The following is a 17485-nucleotide window of genomic DNA, read 5'->3' as shown; positions in this document are numbered from 1 at the left end:
CCGGCGCTGGTGAACTCGGTGTCGCCGGCCCGGTCGGGGCCGGAGACAGCCCCGGTCACGGGGCACTCGACGGGGAGGAACCCTTCATGATCACGACACGCTCGACCAGGCCCGCGCACCGGTCCCTGAAGGCCCTGGCGACCGCGGGAGCGGCAGCCGTGGTGGTGGGGCTGGTCCCGGCGGCGGCAGGGGCGCAGGCGTCGGCGGCGGCTGCGCAGCCGGCGGCGGTGGTGTCCACGGCCAAGGCGCCCGCGGCCGCCGCCGCGAGGAGCTACACCTACCTCCAGTTCAAGAAGAACAAGAAGGACCCTTCGAACTCGCGCCTCTCGCTGATCCACGTCCGGCAGATCAGCCCCGACAAGACGCGCTCGTACGTGCTCGACAGCTGGCGCGCGGGGTCGGGCCTGGGCGACGCGAAGAACGCCAAGCGCAAGGTCGGGCAGAACCCCTGCCAGACGAACGTGGGCTGGCTGCCCAGCGGCGACTACAAGATCGAGTACTTCAAGAACAACTTCGCCGGCACCATCAACGGAATCGTCTGGAAGCTCCAGGACAAGCGGTGCAAGGCGAACGGGAAGAAGGGCACCAAGCGCGACGCGCTGTTCATCCACAGCGAGATGAAGTCCAACGGCAGGCAGGGCAGCAGCGAGCGGACGCGCTGGGACGGCAACGGCGACTACAAGTCGGCCGGCTGCATCAAGCTCAAGCCGTCCGACATCCGTGAGCTGAAGGGCTACCGGAGCAACTTCCCGAAGCCCACGCGCCTCTACGTCTCCTGACGTCACACCAGCCCGGCTCCGGCCCCGCCCCCACCCCGGGGGCGGGGCCGGACCCGTGCCGGGGCCGCACCACCCCAGCGGGCGGCCGGTCCCGCGGCAGGGGCCCCGGCGCGGACGGCAACCGCCCGCACCCTCGTCCACGCTGTCCACGTGGAAGTACGTCTCCCAGTACGGCGGGACGTCAGGCGGCAACGTGCCCAGGTGCGTCATCCCGCCCCCGCCCGCCCGCGACCTGGAACTCGACGTAGTCGCCATCGCCATCGCCATCACCACCACCGCCCACGTGACGTCGGTCCGCTGGACGATGGGCGACGGCACCACCGTCACTCGCACCAGTCCCGGCACCCCTTACACAGCCCGGTACGGCGCGCGGGACCCACCCACGTGCGGCCACCGCCACACCCGCCCCGCCGAATACTCCGGCACCGCGACCGCGACCGCGACCGGGACCGCGACGCGGACGGACCAGTGGGAGGCGCCCGCCCTCGCGGATGCCGGCCCAACCACCGAGAGCCGCAGCACGCCGTTCACGACACGGCTGGGCAAGGTGCAGGCCGTCGACACCAGTCAACCGCGGTGGCGGAAAGCGGCGGACTTACCCCGATAGGGAGAACGATCTCGATCCCGCTCACCACCAGACTCACCACCGCAGGTCACGGCGCCCCACCGTCCAGAACTCTGGACGGCCCGTCAGGACAGCTGGCCCCTCAGCGACCCGCCCGCAATGGAGATGGTGGCCACGGCGTCATCACCTGCCGCCCGCAGAGGCACCGCCCAGGCAACGTCCTCCGCCTGACGCCGGGCCCTCGACTCCGGCCCCGGCCCCCGCACCCCGAAGCGGGACTCGGGGTGCACTCGGGGGCGGTTCAGGGGGATCACCGATAGCCCAAACGCTTGGTGAGGAAAGAAGGTTGGTCCAGCGCGGATACGGATCCGAGCACCCACCTTGTTCCCAGGAGCCACCGATGACCACTCGCCCCCGCGCCGCCCGCCGTCTCACCGTCACCTGTGTGGCGCTGGCGGCACTCGCCACCGGTCTGGCTGCCGCCCCCACGGCCATGGCCACGGCCGCACCCGGCGCACCCGCCTCCCACGACTCGCGCGACACCCGTGACGCGACCGCCGTCCGGGCGTTGCTGGCCACCCTGCCGGACGGGGTGACGGACGCGGCCGTGGTGCGGGTGTCCGGCCGGGGCATGCACGGCCCGTACACCGGGACGGCCGGAGAGGTGCAGGCCAACGGGCGCGTCCCGGTGGGCAGCGTGACCAAGGTCTTCACCGATGCCATGGTGCTCCAACTGGTCGCCGAGCACCGGATCGGCATCGACGAGCCCGTCCGCCGTTACCTGCCCGAGGTGCTCCCGGCGGCCTACGGCGACGTGACGGTACGCCAGCTCCTGGACCACACGAGCGACCTGCCCCGGCCGGCCCGGGTGCCGCTCGACCCCCGTGGAGTCGTGGCCGCCTCCTTCGCGGCGGACGCGGCGGACCGCCCCGGCCGCGTCCCGGCCCCGGGAACCGTCCAGCAGTACAACGGGCTGAACAGCTTCGTCGCCGGGCTGCTCGTGGAGGAGGTCACCGGTCGCTCCTACGCCCATGAGCTCGACCGGCGGATACTCCGCCCGCTGGCCCTGCGCCACACCGGGCTCTCCGATGAGCCGGCCATCGCCTGGGCCTGGTCGGAGGGCGGGCTGACGTCCACCCCCGGCGACCTCGACGCGTTCCTGAAAGCCCTGCTGGGAGGACGGCTCCTCGCTCCGGCCCAGCAGCGGCACCTCTTCGAGGTTCCCGCGGTTCCCGGCGCCCCCGAGAACACCAGCTGCCCCACCGGCACGGCCTGCTTCAGCGCCGGCGGGCTGATGGGAATCGAGCTGAACGGAACGAAGATCTGGGGCAAGACCGGCTCCAGCGGCGGCTGGACGAGCGGCGTCTTCGCGACCACCGACCACCGCCGCCGGACCGTCTACACCCTGCGGCCCAATCCCCTGGCCACCCCCCAGCAGCAGCGCACCCGCATCGAGGCAGTGGTCGAGGCAGCCCTCACGAACTAGACCATCTCCTTGGGAGCATCCGCTCGTTGGTTGGTGTGTCGTCGACCGCTGCCCGGGAGAAATCCAGGCCGTTCGCGCCGCGCAGCTTGGCCAGGAGCTCCTGGTGCGGCGTCTGGGCCGCGCCGTCTTGGACGGCCTGGAGTCGGCGTACGGGGAGGCATGGTTCAGCGGCCGCCGGCCCCTCGTACCAGTCCTCTCTGTCGAGGCCGTCAGCCTGGGTGAACGCCAGGTGAGCAGCTCGTCCAGAAGACGACGCGCGCCCCTGCCGGTGCGGATTCTCGGAAGTTGTCCGGTGCGCTGGGGCCGTACGGGGGTGTCCGCTGAGGTGCGGCAGCAGACACCCACGTAGGTTCCGCTCCGCGTGTTCAGGCTGCCGTGGCGGCTTTCTGAATCCGGGGGACGAAGACCTGTGCCAGAGAATGGGCGGTGGCAGGGTCCAGGGAGCTGCCTTCCCCTTCGAGCAGTACTTCCGCGACGACCGTACCGAGGCACATGGTGAGGTACAGACCGTCCAGGCCGCCGCCGTTGCGGTAGTAGGCGTGGCTCTCGGTACCTGGAACAGGTGGCACCTCTGCCTTGGTGTACTTGGCCGACCAGCTCTTCTCCTTCTGGCAGGCGTCCTGGGCCGCCTTGCTGTCCGCGAAAGCGGTGAGGTCGAACTGGGCTTGCTCGCCGGCCGCCTCGAAGTTCGCCTCGCCACGCGCGATCCTGGCGCAGTACCAGTCGCCATCGGCACCGCAACTTTGGGCAGGGGTGGGCTCCTGCTCGATCTCCGCGCCCGCGTTCCGCGGTGTCCACCCCGCCATCGACGCCGGGTCGGGCATCGCCTGCTTGAACCTCTCCTCGGTCTTGAAGACGGTGTCGAAGTCCACCTCGCTGCCCGCCGCACCACTTGATCCTGACTCAGCTCCGGCACTGGTGCCGGTGGACGGCTTCGCCGGCGCCGCGTCGGAGCCGGCGCCCCCACAGCCGGTGACGAGGGCTGCCAATGCAACCAGTGCTGCCGTGCTCCGACCTATGCGATGCTTCAAAACTGCACTCCCCGTGAGTCGTTGCCTTCCAGATCACCGACCGGCGATCTGCCGCTACAACAGATCATCTTGCATCGCGGTGGCCTCGGGCACGCAACGCACCCGCCGTCCACGGCTCTCCAGGGCTCGGAAGCGCCGGCATCAGGACGAGGCTGCCGTTCGATTCTGTGCGGTCAGACTGCCTCCCGAGGTGGTGTGAAAACGCTGCTCAAACTGTGTGAACCAAGCCGACCTCGCAGCGTCCGTCTGCCTTTCCGCGTCAGAGGGGACGGCCCCCAGCGCACCGAACGGACGCTCCCGCAGCAGCTGTTCCCCGCTCGTGCGGGGGTTGCGGTCGAGTCTGGCGTCGACTGTGGACGTGTAGGAGGGGTGCTGAGGCGGGGGACGTTGCTGCCAAGATCGGCAGTATCAAGGCTTGCTGGGGGGATGAGGCACGTTGGGCTACGACCTCCGGTGAGTGCGACAAGTCCGTCTGGCTAATAGAGGTGCAGGCCGCCCGGAAGTTCCTCTTCAATGATATCGACCAGCCAGTCGAAGGCGGTCGGGCCACGGCCGGCGCGGGCCTCCGCCAGTCTTGCGGCCATGCGTTCCTTGTTCGTCGGATGACAGCGGGCGAGCCGCATTTCGAGCTGCCGGGCAGTCTCGGGGTGCCCGAGATGCTGGCGAGAGGCTTCGTGATCACGCCACTCGATCACAAAGTCGCCGTCGTCCGGTGTTCCGAAGCCGCCGCGGAGACAGTCAGCGAAGGCGTCGAGGTTCCGGCCGAAGTAGCCGCCGCAGCCGATGCTCTCGCCGGCGACCCGCCAGAAGTCCTCCAGCGTCCTGACTTGGCTGCCGTCCAGCACATATCTCACCGTCACAGCCCACAGACTACGTCCGGCCGCGGAACGTGTGCGCTATGGAGAAGGACTCGTTGGAGGCGGTGGCGAGGCTGTTCTGCTCCTCGCGTCCGGTCATGACCAGGAGGGGTTCGGCGCCGCGGCGGGCGAGTTCCATGGAGCGGAGCTCGTCGATGCCGAGCAGGTCGTCGCGGCCGTAGCGGGCGATGGTCTGGTTCAGCTGCTTGTCTTCGGCGGCTTCGACCAGCTCGTTGAACAGCTTTGTGGCCGGCGTTCAGCGGACTCGGTAGCCCTTCACGGCCGCCTCCGTCCCGAGGGCGTTAGCATGTGGGACTTGCCGGTGCCACAGTCGTCGCCGACAGGCAGAGCGGCTGCCCCAGGTTCCGTCGCAAGCCCGCCACGCGGGCCTTTCACCACCGGCCGCCGGCCGCACCGTTGTCTGAGGATCCTCTTGTCGCCATGGGACACGCCACTCATCATGCCTAGATGGCTGCCTTAGAAGTGATCGTCGGAGTGGTCGGTGTTATCGGAGGCGCCGCCATCACCGCCGTGGGTGGCGCTCTCGTACAACGCTCCATCCGAAGGTCGAACGAACAGAAAGCGTCCCTGGACCGGCAGGCCCAGACAAGGACGCAGGCTCTCGACGCAGCGGCAGCCGCACGTACCGCCTCCAGGTCTTGCGCGCTCTTCCTGGAGCATGTCATTCAGGATCTGGAGGCCAGCCGGCCGATTGACATCGGAGTCTTCGACAGCACGCTTCGCGAACTGCTGGCTGAAGTGAATGCTGCCTTCTTCCGGATGGCCGCCGCTGAAGTGGAACTCGTCGACATCCAACCCCTGGCGAGCTCCCGTACATCTCTCACGGAGAGCGGCACTCTGATACGGAAGGTGCTCCTGCAGAAGGAGGCAGGCCAGCCGCTCGACAGGACCCCGGCAGAACTTGCTGAGCTTGTCGACAGAGCAGCATCCGACCTCAACTTGCTGATGCATGGACAGATCGTCCATCTGCGGGGTTCGGCCACGCCCGAGGTGTTCAGCGAGGCGTACGGATTTCCGGGTCCGCAGTCACTGACCCCGGAGGCCCACGGCCCCCGGGCATATGCGGGGCAGCCGGTCCCCAGTCTTCCGGTGCCTCCTCTGCAGGAAGCATCGGATCCGGCCTCGTTGCAGGTCCCCTTCTGGTTCGCCGTACCCGTGCAACGTGTGGCCACCGTGGACCGTGGCGAGCCCATCATCCTCGAACCCGGGATCTGGTATCTCGCTCTGACGCAGCAGGGAGACGTGCTGGAGGTCCAGACCAACGACGGGCGTCGCGGGACCCTACAGGGCACCAGCGGAATTCAGCGGGCCTGACCCGTTCCTCGGCGGGACGAGTTGTCCGGACAGCGCTCGCCGGCCAAGGCCCAAGGGGGCGGTCCAAGCGTGGGCGTCAGGCGTCCGCAGGCAGGCGAACCTTTGCCGGAGCGCCGCGGCGTCGACGAGCAGCGGCTCAAGGTCAGGCCGGTGTGGCCTGTTTCGCCGCCGCGGCGAGTGCCGGTCCTCCCTCACCACACGCAGAGGGGAGCGAGGCCAGGCGCTCACGTTCAGCCATCCGGGCAGGGAGCCCCTGGCATGCGGACACGAGCGGAGAAGCGCACTCTGAGGTAGTGGACGGGTCTGGAGAGCCTCCTCCTGCAGCGGCGTCGCGGGAACCGGCGCGTGAACGCTGGAACCTGCTGCTGGCCCTCGTGGCAGGGATCGTCATCGGTGCGGGCGGGGCCGGCGCCGTCTGGGCTCTGACAGACAGTGGTGGGCCGTCTCCCGAGGCCGTCAGCCCTCCGCCGTCGCCGGCCACACAGACACCCAGCCCCTCGCCGACACCGACCGTCTTTCAGCTGACCGGCACCTTCCTGCTCACCAGGAACGTGGTCAGCGACGGCGAGGGCGGCTGCGAGGGAAGCGAAGGGTTCGACGACATCGCCGAAGGCGCGGCGGTCACGGTCTACGACGCGGCCGGCACGGTCATCGCCACCGGCGCCCTGGGCGAGTCGACCAGGGCGGGGACCGCGTGCAGCTTCGAGGTGATCGTTCCGGACGTGCCCGCGGGCGAAGGTTTTCACAAAGTGGAGATCACCCACCGGGGAACCCTGCAGATCAGTGAGCCCGAGGCGATGAGCGGGTCCTTCGGAGGCAGCCTGGGATGAAAGAGCCGTCCTTCTGAGGACAACGACGGCGACGCCGGGCGACCGGCAGCGACACCGAGCAGTAGACGAAGCGTGATGTGCCATGAGTAATGCACAACCTCAGCCCCAGTGGGGGACCCCTGCGCCGCCTGCGGCGGGACATCCGCGCAGGCGCAGGCCGCGGATGTTCCTCTGGGTCTTCCTTGCCATCCAGGTGATCTTCCTGATCTGGATCATCGTCGGGGTCGCCTCAGGATCCGGGACCCCCGACGACTGCGGAACGCTCGACCGCCAGACGTGCAACGACGCCGAGAGCGTCGGTACCGCGATCGGGGTCGGAGCGATCATCTTCCTCTGGGCCGCCGTGGACATCGTCCTCGGCGTCACTTACGCGATCTACCGCTTCGCGCGACGCCCATGACCAACCGGCTTCCCTGAAGGGTCCTTTCCGCGTCCGCCGACATTCCTGCGGGGCTGCCTGACGTGCGGCCCGGCGGGCGGAACAGACGCCGCAGTCCCCGTGCCACCGCGCGGGACGGAGCGGGCCCACCAGACGGTCGCAGGCCGGAGGAGGCCCTGCACAGACCGTATGAGACGCAGCCGAGAAGAGAAGCGCACCCCATGATCTGCCGGGCGACCTGTGGCCACGCTCGGCAGGCGGCAGGAGCTCCCGATGCACGAGGCGCTCACCACAGCGGGCAGGCCACCTACCAGCACGCTCAGCATCGCAGGTCAGAGCCCTGCGCGAAGCGTCCGGAGCGGCTTACCACGCACCCGGCGGACGAGGCGGACATACCCGGCCCCCGGGCGGCCGACAGGCGAAGCACCAGGGTGCCCGCGTGCCGGCCCCGCCTCGCCGCGGGTGATCACGCCCCGGCCGTGCCGTGTGGACGACGGCTCGGCCCGTGTGTACGAGCCGCAGGACGGGGCGGCGCGGGCAGGGGCCCGGAAGGGCGCTCATGCCGTCATCGTGAGCGCGGGAGCAAACGTCCTCGGAGGGCGGACCGCAGCCGACAGGCCCGCCGGGCGGGGGGTGCGGCAGCACAGGCAGACGTTCCGGAAACCAAGATGAGTGCGGCTCATCATGGTGCATACGGATTTGAACCTGACAGGTGACACCCCCGTCGTTCCAGGTGGATGGGCCTGCTGACAGGGAACCCGAGAGGTGGTGGGGCCGTACGCGCCACGGGGTGGGGGAGCGGAGGGCGGCTGGCGGACCTGCCCGGTGTTGCCTCGCCCGTGAGGTCCTCCAGCCGCAGCCCGGCACTGCCCAGAGCGAACGGGACGAACGGCTCGCGAGAAGGCGGTTCGTCTCCCGCCGTATCTGGCGCGGCGGCCCCCGTACCGGCCGGGAGCGCCCCGGGGCCGGACTGCACTGTCCCCGTCGGCTGGGGAGGGACGGGTGGTCTATCTGTTTCGGTGAAGGCTGGTTGTGAGAGCGGGCCGCGTCGGGGTGGAACTGCTGGTCAGGAAGTCTGCTCCCCGCGTGCGGGGAGGGGTCCCACGGGTACGGGAAGGAGGAGCCCGGCAGACGACTGCTCCCCGCGCGTGCGGGGAGGGTCCGGGCGTGTCCATGCCCGACAGCGCCCGCCGCCCTGCTCCCCGGGGTGCGGGGGAGGGTCCCGCTGCGACGTTCGCGGCCCGGGTGGCCCGTTCTGTTCCTGCTCCTCTGCGTCCGCGGGGATGGTTCCGACGGTCGGCGAAGCCGGTGCCGGGCGACTCCACGGGAAGTTCACCCGGGCCGGCCCGCGGCGTAGTCCTGCGCGTGACCGAGGACGCTGGGGCCGGTGAAGATCACCGGCCCGGCAGCCGCTTCGCCTGGACGGTTCAAGGCACCCCACTCGTCGCCGTGCCCGATCGATTCACGATCAAGCTGAAGGTGAGGGGCCTCGGGTTGGCGCTGGCTGCCGTGCGCCGAGGCCGGACCGGATTCAGACTCGGTTGTGAGGCTGAGGCGGCGGAAGGGCAGGTGCGATGACGGAGGACCCGGGGGCCGCGCTGGCCGTGTTCCTGGAGCGTTCGCACACCGCGGCTCCGCTGGAGGTGTCGCAGCTGGTCGAGGAGGCGGCCCGCCGCCTGGGGATGGTGTCGGCGACCGTCTACCTGGCGGACGTGCAGGAGGACGAGCTGGTGCCGCTGCCCCGCCCAGGCGAGGCCGACGGCGGCGAGTCGCTGGCGATCGACGGCACGGTGGCCGGCTGGGCGTACCGGACGATGTCGCTGCGTTTGTCGCACTCTCGGCCGCTGGCGGTGTGGCTGCCGTTGGTCGACGGGATCGCGCGGATCGGTGTGCTGCAGGTGGTCGCCGAGCAGATCACGCCCGCGACACTGGACGGCGCCCAGCAGCTGGCGGCGGTGACCGCGCTGACGGTGGTGTCCAAGAGCGGGTTCAGCGACGTGTTCAGCCGTACCGCCCGCCAGCGTCCGATGACCACCGCGGCCGAGATGGTGTGGGCGTTCCTGCCGCCCCGTACGCTCGGCACCGGCAAGGTCACCTCCACGGCCGCGCTGGAGCCGGCCTACGAGATCGGCGGGGACGCCTTCGATCACGGCTTGGACGACGGGCGCCTGCACGTGACGGTGGTCGACGCGATGGGCCACGACCTGGCAGCGGGATTGTCCTCCGCCGTCGCACTGGCCGGCTGCCGCTCCGCCCGCCGCGCGGGGGGCTCCCTGACCGACATCACCGACCGGATCGACGAGGACCTGCACCGTTGGCAGCCCGACGGACTGCTGACGGGTGTCTTCGCGCACCTGGATCTGGAGACCGGGCAGCTGTCCTGGGTGAACGCCGGCCACCCGCCCCCGTTGCTGATCCGCGCCCACCGCGTCGTGCCGGGGGCCCTGGAAGCCCACGGCGAGCTGCCTCTGGGACTCGGCCCGGACCACGCGCACCCCCGCACCGTGCACAAGGCCCCGCTGGAACCCGGCGACCGCGTCCTGTTCCACACCGACGGCGTCACCGAGGCCCGCTCGGCCGCCGATGTGCTGTTCGGCGAGGAGCGGCTCGTCGACTTCATCAGCCGGGCGCTGGCTGCGGGCGAGCCCGCCCCCGAAGCCCTGCGCCGCCTCATCCACGCCATCCTCGACCACCACGACGGCCGGCTACAGGACGACGCCACCATCGTCCTGGTCGAGTGGCATCCCGAGACCGACGGCACCCGGCCGTGAGCGAGTCGCGCGAGGCCGCCCGGATGCTCGCCCGCGCACCCCGGTGGGAGCAGGCGCGGTGGGGAAGTGCGCGCGGGGACCGGACGCAGAGCTCCAGGACCGACTGTGCCCCGCGCCCGCGGGGATGGTGGGTTCAGGCCGGGTGCGAGAACCACGTCACGCCGGTCTGCTTCCCGCGGCTGGCGGGGCTGGTTCTCGGTGCGCGTCGCTGGCCTCGCCCAAGTCGTCGTGCTCTCCGCGTTCGTGGGTCGTCTTGGGGCGTCAGGCCGTTTCTTGCGGATCGTCTGCCGTAGCGTCGGTGAACCAGGGGTGGCCCTGGTGCCAGTGGGTCGCCCACCCGGTGAATCCGGGTGTGCCCGGCATCGGGGAGGTGCCGAAGGGGATTGCGCCGATCTCGTCGATCAGCCAGACGTGACCGCGTTGCGGGCCGGTGACGATCAAGTGCCAGTCCATGCCGCAGCCGTCGGTGCCGAGCAGCAGCGAGCCGTGGATCATCGCAGCTTCCCACAGGGCCTCGAACTCCTGCTCCGACAGCTCCTCCCCGTCCTCCTCCCACTTGCAGGACCCCGTAAGAGGAAAGGGCTCGGCGAGCTGACGCCGGGGGAGGCCCGAGTGCGGGTCGACGGGGTTGTGCGCGAAGGGCAGCAAGCCGTAAAAGGGCGGCCCGGCGCGCAGCCCGTCGCAGATCTCCGCCACGAAGGTGCGGTACGGCTCCGGGAGCAGAATGTCGTGCTCCTTCTCGAAGAACCGCACGGCCTCCCAGCCGGCCGGCGCCGCAGCCTCGGGGCGGGAGGTGACGATCTCACGGAGTGCGGCCAACTCGGCGGGGTCGCAGGTTTCCGTGTGCATGCCGATCATCATGCAAGATCCGAAAGAGACGGCCTAGCCGCCCCCTGAGCCGGCCGAGGCCGAACCTCCCGAGGTCCAGGGGGAGTTCGGCTGGGGTCGGTCGCGCGTGCTGCGCTCGGTGCGCAGCACCACCACGACCCCGGCCGGGCCGAGCAGAGCCTTCAACGCGTCAGCGAGCCGCCGCGGGTCGCCGCTGAAGGGGAGCGCGAGGCGCTCCCGGGCGTCCCGTAGGACGAGTTCCAGCGCGAGCGTGGAGACGGCCGGCTTGTGGTCCCCCTGGTACGGCTCCACCACCTTGTGCGTCAGCCGCACCTCGCGCAGGGCGTTGACGGGCAGCCAGACGTCCGGCCCGGCGGCCCGGACCAACCGCAGAGACGTGGGCACCCCGGCCGGCGCGAACTCCACCCGCAGGATGTCCCGGGCCCGGGAAAGGGCCAGTATCGGCCAGCCGATCAGGTACTCCAGCCCGGCGATCACCCCCACCACCACGAACACGGTCGACGCCCGCGCCCCGGCCAGCGCCATCCAGAAGGCGACGATCAGGGTCGGCACGCCCAGGGCGAGCGGAGTGAACAGCGCCGGCCCCGCCGAGGTCAGCGCGTTCCACACCGGCCCGGTCGGGCCGGCGCGCAGGACCAGATCCGTCGAGTCGGGGCCTTGTCTCAGCGAGGCATCGGTGGCCATGCCTCCAGCGTAGGACCGCTCCGCAAGAGCGCCTCGACCTTATCCGGCCGATGGGACACGGCTTCTGACGGCCCGTATCCCTCAGCCGGCAGGCGCGGTCGGCTCCCAGGGCCCGAATGGTGAAGTCCGTCGCCTCTCTGCCGGCAGTCGCGCGGGATTCTCCGGTTCTTCATCCGGGCGAAGGCGTGCTCGACACGGGCTCGCACCCGTCGATGCTCGGCGTTGTCCTCCTCCTGCCCGCGCAGGAGGGGACGACCGGCTCTTTTGCGGTGCGGGACGATCCGGCCGGTGCCGAGGTAGGCGCCGTCCGCGATCACCGGTGTGCCGGACGCCAGGGCGGGCAGGTCCGACTCCCGCCAGGCACGCGCGTCGGCCTTGTCACCCGGCGCCGGTTCGGGCCGCCGCGATGGCAGGCCGTTTTGCCATTCCCTGATCCGCCAGCCGGACTTGGCAGGCAGTGCCTGTCAGATGGTGCCCGGAGGTAAGGTCGAGTGCTGGTACCTCTTGGCGCAACCCCCGCCGTACGCGACGACCCTGCAGGTCGAAACCGCCCGTTGACACCGGCCGGATCGTACGGGCCCCTGGAGCAGTCGAGAGACCGATGTCCGTGGCTGGGCGAGCCGTTCGTCTCTGCATGGCCTGTGAGCCGGTCCCTGTCCGTGCCGAGGGCGGCTTTACTCCCTCAGACTGGCGCCGTCCCCCCCGGCCGCTCCGATTGGGCGTACGCGAGTGAGTCCGGTGCCGGCGGCGCTCTGGGAGCAGTACCGTTGGCCGCCGCTGCGCCGGGCAGAGCCCCTCCGTCCCGTGCGGGTGTCGTGGGCGGGACGGAGTCTGTTCGGACTGGGCGCGTCCTTGGCCCGCGGCGGCGATGCCCTTGAGCCCTGCCCCGGCCCCCCTCGGCCCGCCCCGCCCCCGGCCGGCGCTGGCCGGCGCCGCTCGTCGTCAGGGGTTCGACGGGCAGCTCGCTGCCCGTGACTGCTGTACGCGCGGTCCTCCAGGTCGGCTCGCCTTCCCCGGTCCTCGTCGTGATCCGGGCCCGGGGGGCCCGCCGCCGCGGAAGGTTGCCGGAATGGCAAGTCTGATCGCGTTGGGCAGATGCCGCGCCGCATGATCGATGGACCGCCGCGTCGCCGCGAACCGAGGAGAAGCCCATGCAGCCCGAGCCGACCACCGAGCTCCGCCATCGCATCGTCGAGGCCCCGGCCGGACGCCTCCACCTGGTCGAGCAGGGCACCGGCCCGATGGTCCTGCTCGTGCACGGCTTCCCTGAGTCCTGGTACTCCTGGCGCCACCAGCTCCCGGCCCTGGCCGCGGCCGGCTACCGGGCGGTGGCGATCGACGTACGTGGCTACGGCCGTTCCTCCAAGCCTGCGGCGACGGAGGGCTACCGGATCCTTGACCTGGTGGAGGACAACATCGCGGTCGTGCGCGCCCTCGGCGAGGTGAGCGCGGTGGTCGTCGGCCACGACTGGGGCTCCAACATCGCCTCCGCCTCCGCCCTGCTCCATCCCGAGCTCTTCCGCGCCGTCGGCCTGCTGAGTGTCCCCTATGCGCCGCCCGGCGGTCCCCGCCCCACCGACGTCTTCGGCCGGATCGGTGGCCCCGAGCAGGAGTTCTACGTCTCCTATTTCCAGGAGCCCGGCCGCGCCGAGGCAGAGATCGAGCCCGACGTCAGGGGCTGGCTCGCGGGCTTCTACGCGGCCCTGTCCGCCGACACCATGCCCGCCGAGGGTGAGCCCGACCCGCACTTCGTCACCCGGGGCGGCGGCCGGCTGCGCGACCGCTTTCCCACGGGGGCTCTCCCGGCCTGGCTGAGCGAGGGCGATCTCGACGTGTACGCCGGGGAGTTCGAGCGGACGGGTCTGACCGGCGCACTCAACCGTTACCGCAACATGGACCGCGACTGGGCAGACCTCGCCCCCTATCGTGGAGCCCCGATCAAGCAGCCGTCCCTGTTCGTCGGCGGCGCTCTGGACGCCTCCACCACCTGGATGTCCGACGCCATCGACGCCTACCCCACCACCCTCCCCGGCCTGTCGGCCTCCCATCTTCTGGACGGCTGCGGTCACTGGATCCAGCAGGAGCGCCCCGACGAGGTCAACCGTCTGCTGACCGACTGGCTTGCCACCCTCCAGAGCTGAAGCAGGCGCCCCTGGGGCAGCAGCGGCCCGTATCGGCTCGGTGCCACGTAGGGCAGGGCCGGCCGACCGGGCTGCACCCACGTATCAGCTGCCCTCCCGACCGGAACCAGCCGGTGCCCGTGTCGTCACCATGCCGATCGTCCTGCCCCACACTCCCTGCCGTCCCCGAACCAGGGCGCCCGGTGAAGGGACACGGCCGGCAGGCCCGTAAAGCGCCGCCCACGCTCCAGGGGAGCGGTGCCGGGTTCTCCACGCCGGCGCCCAGGACCGTCGTCAGGGAGGCGGTTGCTCAGTCACGGCATCGCTGTCCGGTCCGGTGGCCGGGAAACGGAAACGGGGAAACGGGGATACAGGGATACGGGGATACGAAGAATCGGGGAATCGGGGAATCGGGGAATCGGGGAAACGCGGGGCGTGCCACGGCCTCCCGTCGCCCTCCAGGGCAGGGATCAGCGCAGCAGCAGTTCGCGGATCGCCTCGGTGATCTCCTCGGGCGCCTCCTCCGCCATGAAGTGCCCCGCGCCGGTCAGCCGGTGGTCCAGGTCCGGCGCCCACGCGCGCCAGACCGATGAGGCGTCGTAGCCCAGCCGCGCGCCCCAGTCCTGCTGGACGACCGTCACGGGCATGGCCAGCTGGGAATCCGCGTCCCGGTCCGCCTGGTCGTGTGCGACGTCGATGCCCGCCGAGGCCCGGTAGTCCGCGACGATCGACGGTACGGCCGCGGCGCTGGCCCGCAGGTACGCGGCCCGGACCGATTCCGGAAGGGCCGCCGGGGTACGAGCCCAGGCGTCGAGGAAGGAGCCGAAGAAGGCGTCGGCGCTGTTGGCGATCAGCGTCTCGGGCAGGCCCGGCGGCTGTGCCATGAGAAACAGGTGGTAGCCGACCGCCGCGGGGACGCCGTGCAGGACGTTCCACATGTCCAGGGTGGGTACGACGTCGAGGATGCCCAGATGGGTGAGGGTCTCGGGATGGTCCAGTCCCGCCCGGAAGGCGACCAGGGCGCCCCGGTCGTGGCCGATCAGAGCGAAGCGCTCATGGCCGAGCGCCGCCGCCAGCGCGACGACGTCGGCGGCCATGGTGCGCTTGGAGTACACCTCAGGGCCGACGGCCGCAGGCTTGTCACTGGCGCCGTACCCGCGCAGGTCCGGGCAGATCACGGTGTGCTCGCCGGCGAGCCGCTCGGCGACGTGCCGCCACATCAGGTGGGTCTGGGGGAAGCCGTGCAGCAGCACGACCGGGCTGCCATGGCCGCCGACGGCCGCGGCCAGCTCCACTCCGTCGGCACCGGGCAGACGGACGTGGTCGAAACCGGGGAGGGTGGGAGTCATGAAGGGTCCGTTTCTCGGGTCGGGGGGACCGGCGAAAGCTCGGTCCGGGGAGCGACGCAGTCAGCGTGGACGACAGCGATCAGCAGCCGATCAGTACGCTGCGACGCCCCGGCCCCGCGGCGCGGAAGATGGAGGACATGCGAATCGACGTACTCGGTGCCGTCCGGGCGACCCACGACGACGGCACCCCGGTCGACCTGGGCGGCCCCCGCCACCGCGAGGTACTCGCCCGGCTCGTCGCCGCCGGCGGACGGATGGTCACCACCGACACCCTCGTCGCGGACCTGTGGGCCGAGCCGCCGGTCCGTGCCGTGGGCGCGCTGCGTACGTTCGTCGCCGCCCTGCGCCGCGCCCTCGAACCCGGCCGGCCGCCCCGCACCCCGCCGCGCATCCTCGTCACGGAAGGGCCCGGCTACGCTCTGCGCCTGCCGCGCCACACCGTGGACGTCCACCGATTCGAGGACGCCCTGGACCGCGCCCGGCGTACCCCCGATGCCCTGACCGACCTCGACGAGGCTCTCGCGGCGTGGCGCGGCCCCGCCTACGCCGACGTCACCGGCTCCCTGTGGGCCCAGCGCGAACGGACGCGGTTGGAGGAGCTGAGGCTGGAGGGGGTGGAGCTGCGCGCCCGCCTGCTCCTCGATTCCGGTTCGGGAGCCGAGCTGGTCGCCGAACTGGGCTCCCACGTGACCGAACACCCCTGGCGTGAACCGGCCTGGGGGCTGCTGGCCCGCGCACTGCACCGGGCGGGCCGCCAAGCGGACGCACTGGCCACTCTTCGCCGCGCCCGCACGATGCTCGCGGACCGGCTCGGGCTCGACCCCGGCGCCGACCTACGGCAGCTGGAGACGGACATCCTCCGCGGAGCGGCGACCCTCCAGCCCCAGCCGTCCGTGTGGACCGCAGGCGTACGACTCGGCCCGCGTACCACCGCCGAACTGGCCCGCACGCTGGCCCTGGCGGGTGGAGACGCCCTCATCCACTCGCGGCGCGACCGCCTCGCCGCCGCCCAGGCGGCGGAGCGCACGGGAGACATCGCGCTGACCGCCCGCGTCATCGGCGCCTACGACGTGCCCGCCCTGTGGAGCCGCGCCGACGACCCCGAGCAGTCCCGCGCCGTCGTCGCGGTGGCCGAGCGTACGCTCACCGCACTCGGCACCGACGGCCCCGCCGCACTACGCGCCCGCCTGCTGGCCACCGTCGCGGTCGAGAGCCGCAGCGCCGATCTGCCCGCAACCGAGCAGAGGCGCGCCGGCGAGGCGGCGCGCGAGGCCGAGGCGCTGGCCCGCAAGCTGGGCGATCCGGCCCTGCTGGCTTTCGCCCTCAACGGTCTGTTCCTCCAGTCCTTCACCCGGCCCGGCCTCGCGCTCGTACGGGACGCGATCGGCAGCGAGATCCTCGACCTGGCCACACGACACGAGCTGCCCGACTTCGCCGTGCTCGGCCGGCTCATCCGCCTGCAGTCCGCCTCGGCCCTCGGCGACCTCGCCTCCGCGGCCGCACACGCCGAGGCCGCCGAGCAGCTCGCCGTCAGCACCGAGGCATCCCTCGTCCCCGTGCTCACCGGCTGGTTCCGGGCCCGGGCGACCGCCGCCCACAGCGCCGAACCAGGCGGCCCGACCGCCGCCACGGCCGCGGCCCGGTACCGCGCCGCCGAAAACGCCCTCGCCGAGACGGCAGGCATGCCCGGGCTGCACCGGGGCCTCTTCGCCCTCGCCCTCCTGGGACTACGTCTCCTGCACCGCCGTCCGGCGCCCACCGATCCCGCCCTCGACTGGGGGCCGTACCGCCCCTGGACGCGCCCCCTGGTGCTCCTCGCCCACCACCGTGACGAAGAAGCCCGCACCGCCCTCGCCCTCACGCCCGACCCGCCGCTCGACCACATGCAGGAGGCACTCTGGTGCCTGACCGCCCACGCCGCCGCCCGCCTCGACGAGCGCCCCCTCGCCGCCCGCGCGGCAACAGCCCTGCACGCCGCCCGCTTCGAACACGCGGGCGGGGCGAGCGGGATGCTGACCCTGGGGCCGGTGGCGCGATACCTGACGGAGGCGGAGACGTGCGCCGACAGAGGATGACCGACACGGACCACATGCCCATGCCGCTGCCAGCACATCAGGGTCCCTGCGCGACGCATGGGGGCGACGATGAGGGCTTGACGTGCGACGCGCGTGCGGCGGCGGACGAGGTTCCGCTCGTCGGCCGGTCCGCCGAGGTGCGCCACCGCGTGGAAGCCCGCCGAAGGCCGGTCACCGCGGCGTCGGGGGCGTGTTCGGCGAGCGCTGCCACCAAGGCGGTCCTACGTGCCGCACAGGCCGTCCGCATCCGGCGCACGTGCCGATGGGAGCGGCCGGACCCGATCAGTCGCGCGAGGGCGCGCTGATCGAGCGTGGGGGACCCGCGATCGTTCAACTGCTTCTGCTCGATGCTCAGTTCGGTGAGCGCGGGCGGGA

Annotated in this window: 14 protein-coding genes and 2 pseudogenes; 9 read left to right on the top strand and 7 right to left on the bottom strand. The window is 71.5% G+C overall.

The genetic code is table 11. From position 1 onward, the window contains the following. Nucleotides 1-86 precede the first annotated feature (86 nt). From IF73_RS37875 to IF73_RS0120860, 3 genes are all read left to right on the top strand, one after another. Nucleotides 87-779: a hypothetical protein gene (locus IF73_RS37875; RefSeq protein ID WP_051717085.1), complete on the top strand. Its 693-nt coding sequence runs from the start codon at nucleotides 87-89 to the stop codon at nucleotides 777-779. Nucleotides 780-972: 193 nt separating this feature from the next. Beyond that, on the top strand, nucleotides 973-1386 hold the full coding sequence (locus IF73_RS41090; protein WP_031010268.1) for a hypothetical protein: 414 nt from the start codon (nucleotides 973-975) through the stop codon (nucleotides 1384-1386). 358 nt (nucleotides 1387-1744) lie between these two features. Then, the gene (locus IF73_RS0120860; RefSeq protein ID WP_051717083.1) at nucleotides 1745-2830 is read left to right on the top strand and encodes a serine hydrolase domain-containing protein; all 1086 of its coding nucleotides are present in this window, start codon (nucleotides 1745-1747) and stop codon (nucleotides 2828-2830) included. Between the two features lie 365 nt (nucleotides 2831-3195). On the opposite strand, the gene IF73_RS0120855 is transcribed toward IF73_RS0120860, so the two are convergent. The 3 genes and pseudogenes from IF73_RS0120855 to IF73_RS37865 all read right to left on the bottom strand — a co-directional run. Beyond that, nucleotides 3196-3702: a hypothetical protein gene (locus IF73_RS0120855; RefSeq protein ID WP_031010264.1), complete on the bottom strand. Its 507-nt coding sequence runs from the start codon at nucleotides 3700-3702 to the stop codon at nucleotides 3196-3198. Between the two features lie 635 nt (nucleotides 3703-4337). Then, nucleotides 4338-4721: a barstar family protein gene (locus tag IF73_RS0120850; RefSeq protein WP_031010261.1), complete on the bottom strand. Its 384-nt coding sequence runs from the start codon at nucleotides 4719-4721 to the stop codon at nucleotides 4338-4340. Between the two features lie 43 nt (nucleotides 4722-4764). Continuing rightward, nucleotides 4765-5074, bottom strand: a pseudogene (locus IF73_RS37865) (ATP-binding protein); the annotation flags it as partial. Nucleotides 5075-5186: 112 nt separating this feature from the next. Here IF73_RS37865 and IF73_RS38740 point away from each other — a divergent pair. From IF73_RS38740 to IF73_RS0120825, 4 genes are all read left to right on the top strand, one after another. Then, a complete protein-coding gene (locus IF73_RS38740) occupies nucleotides 5187-6053 on the top strand; it encodes a hypothetical protein (protein ID WP_158822083.1) in 867 nt (288 codons plus the stop codon). Between the two features lie 374 nt (nucleotides 6054-6427). Further along, the gene (locus IF73_RS0120835; protein WP_234338298.1) at nucleotides 6428-6883 is read left to right on the top strand and encodes a hypothetical protein; all 456 of its coding nucleotides are present in this window, start codon (nucleotides 6428-6430) and stop codon (nucleotides 6881-6883) included. Nucleotides 6884-7046: 163 nt separating this feature from the next. Then, the gene (locus tag IF73_RS0120830) at nucleotides 7047-7283 is read left to right on the top strand and encodes a hypothetical protein (protein ID WP_234338297.1); all 237 of its coding nucleotides are present in this window, start codon (nucleotides 7047-7049) and stop codon (nucleotides 7281-7283) included. A 1553-nt stretch (nucleotides 7284-8836) separates the two neighbouring features. Further along, nucleotides 8837-10033 carry a PP2C family protein-serine/threonine phosphatase gene (locus IF73_RS0120825; protein WP_031010250.1) on the top strand — a complete coding sequence of 399 codons (1197 nt, stop codon included), beginning with the start codon at nucleotides 8837-8839 and terminating at the stop codon, nucleotides 10031-10033. A gap of 261 nt (nucleotides 10034-10294) precedes the next feature. Here the strand turns inward: IF73_RS0120825 and IF73_RS0120820 are convergent, their stop codons facing one another. The 3 genes and pseudogenes from IF73_RS0120820 to IF73_RS39695 form a co-directional block, all read right to left on the bottom strand. Further along, the gene (locus tag IF73_RS0120820; protein ID WP_031010249.1) at nucleotides 10295-10894 is read right to left on the bottom strand and encodes an SMI1/KNR4 family protein; all 600 of its coding nucleotides are present in this window, start codon (nucleotides 10892-10894) and stop codon (nucleotides 10295-10297) included. A gap of 21 nt (nucleotides 10895-10915) precedes the next feature. After that, nucleotides 10916-11566 (bottom strand): hypothetical protein, encoded by a 651-nt coding sequence (locus IF73_RS0120815; RefSeq protein ID WP_031010247.1) that lies wholly within the window; start codon nucleotides 11564-11566, stop codon nucleotides 10916-10918. Nucleotides 11567-11679: 113 nt separating this feature from the next. Continuing rightward, nucleotides 11680-11958, bottom strand: a pseudogene (locus IF73_RS39695) (transposase family protein); the annotation flags it as partial. Between the two features lie 759 nt (nucleotides 11959-12717). On the opposite strand from IF73_RS39695, the gene IF73_RS0120810 reads away from it, so the two are divergent. After that, nucleotides 12718-13707, top strand: coding sequence for an alpha/beta fold hydrolase (locus tag IF73_RS0120810; RefSeq protein WP_031010246.1), 990 nt, complete (start codon nucleotides 12718-12720; stop codon nucleotides 13705-13707). 449 nt (nucleotides 13708-14156) lie between these two features. Here IF73_RS0120810 and IF73_RS0120805 read toward each other — a convergent pair whose 3' ends face one another. After that, nucleotides 14157-15035: an alpha/beta fold hydrolase gene (locus IF73_RS0120805; RefSeq protein ID WP_031010243.1), complete on the bottom strand. Its 879-nt coding sequence runs from the start codon at nucleotides 15033-15035 to the stop codon at nucleotides 14157-14159. 137 nt (nucleotides 15036-15172) lie between these two features. On the opposite strand from IF73_RS0120805, the gene IF73_RS0120800 reads away from it, so the two are divergent. Further along, nucleotides 15173-17110 carry an AfsR/SARP family transcriptional regulator gene (locus IF73_RS0120800; RefSeq protein WP_031010241.1) on the top strand — a complete coding sequence of 646 codons (1938 nt, stop codon included), beginning with the start codon at nucleotides 15173-15175 and terminating at the stop codon, nucleotides 17108-17110. The last annotated feature ends 375 nt before the right edge of the window (nucleotides 17111-17485 follow it).

The organism is Streptomyces sp. NRRL F-5727 (assembly GCF_000719555.1).
Lineage (GTDB): Bacteria > Actinomycetota > Actinomycetes > Streptomycetales > Streptomycetaceae > Streptomyces.
The sequence above is the reverse complement of the archived record's forward strand: the minus strand, read 5'-3'. Positions and strand labels throughout refer to the sequence as shown.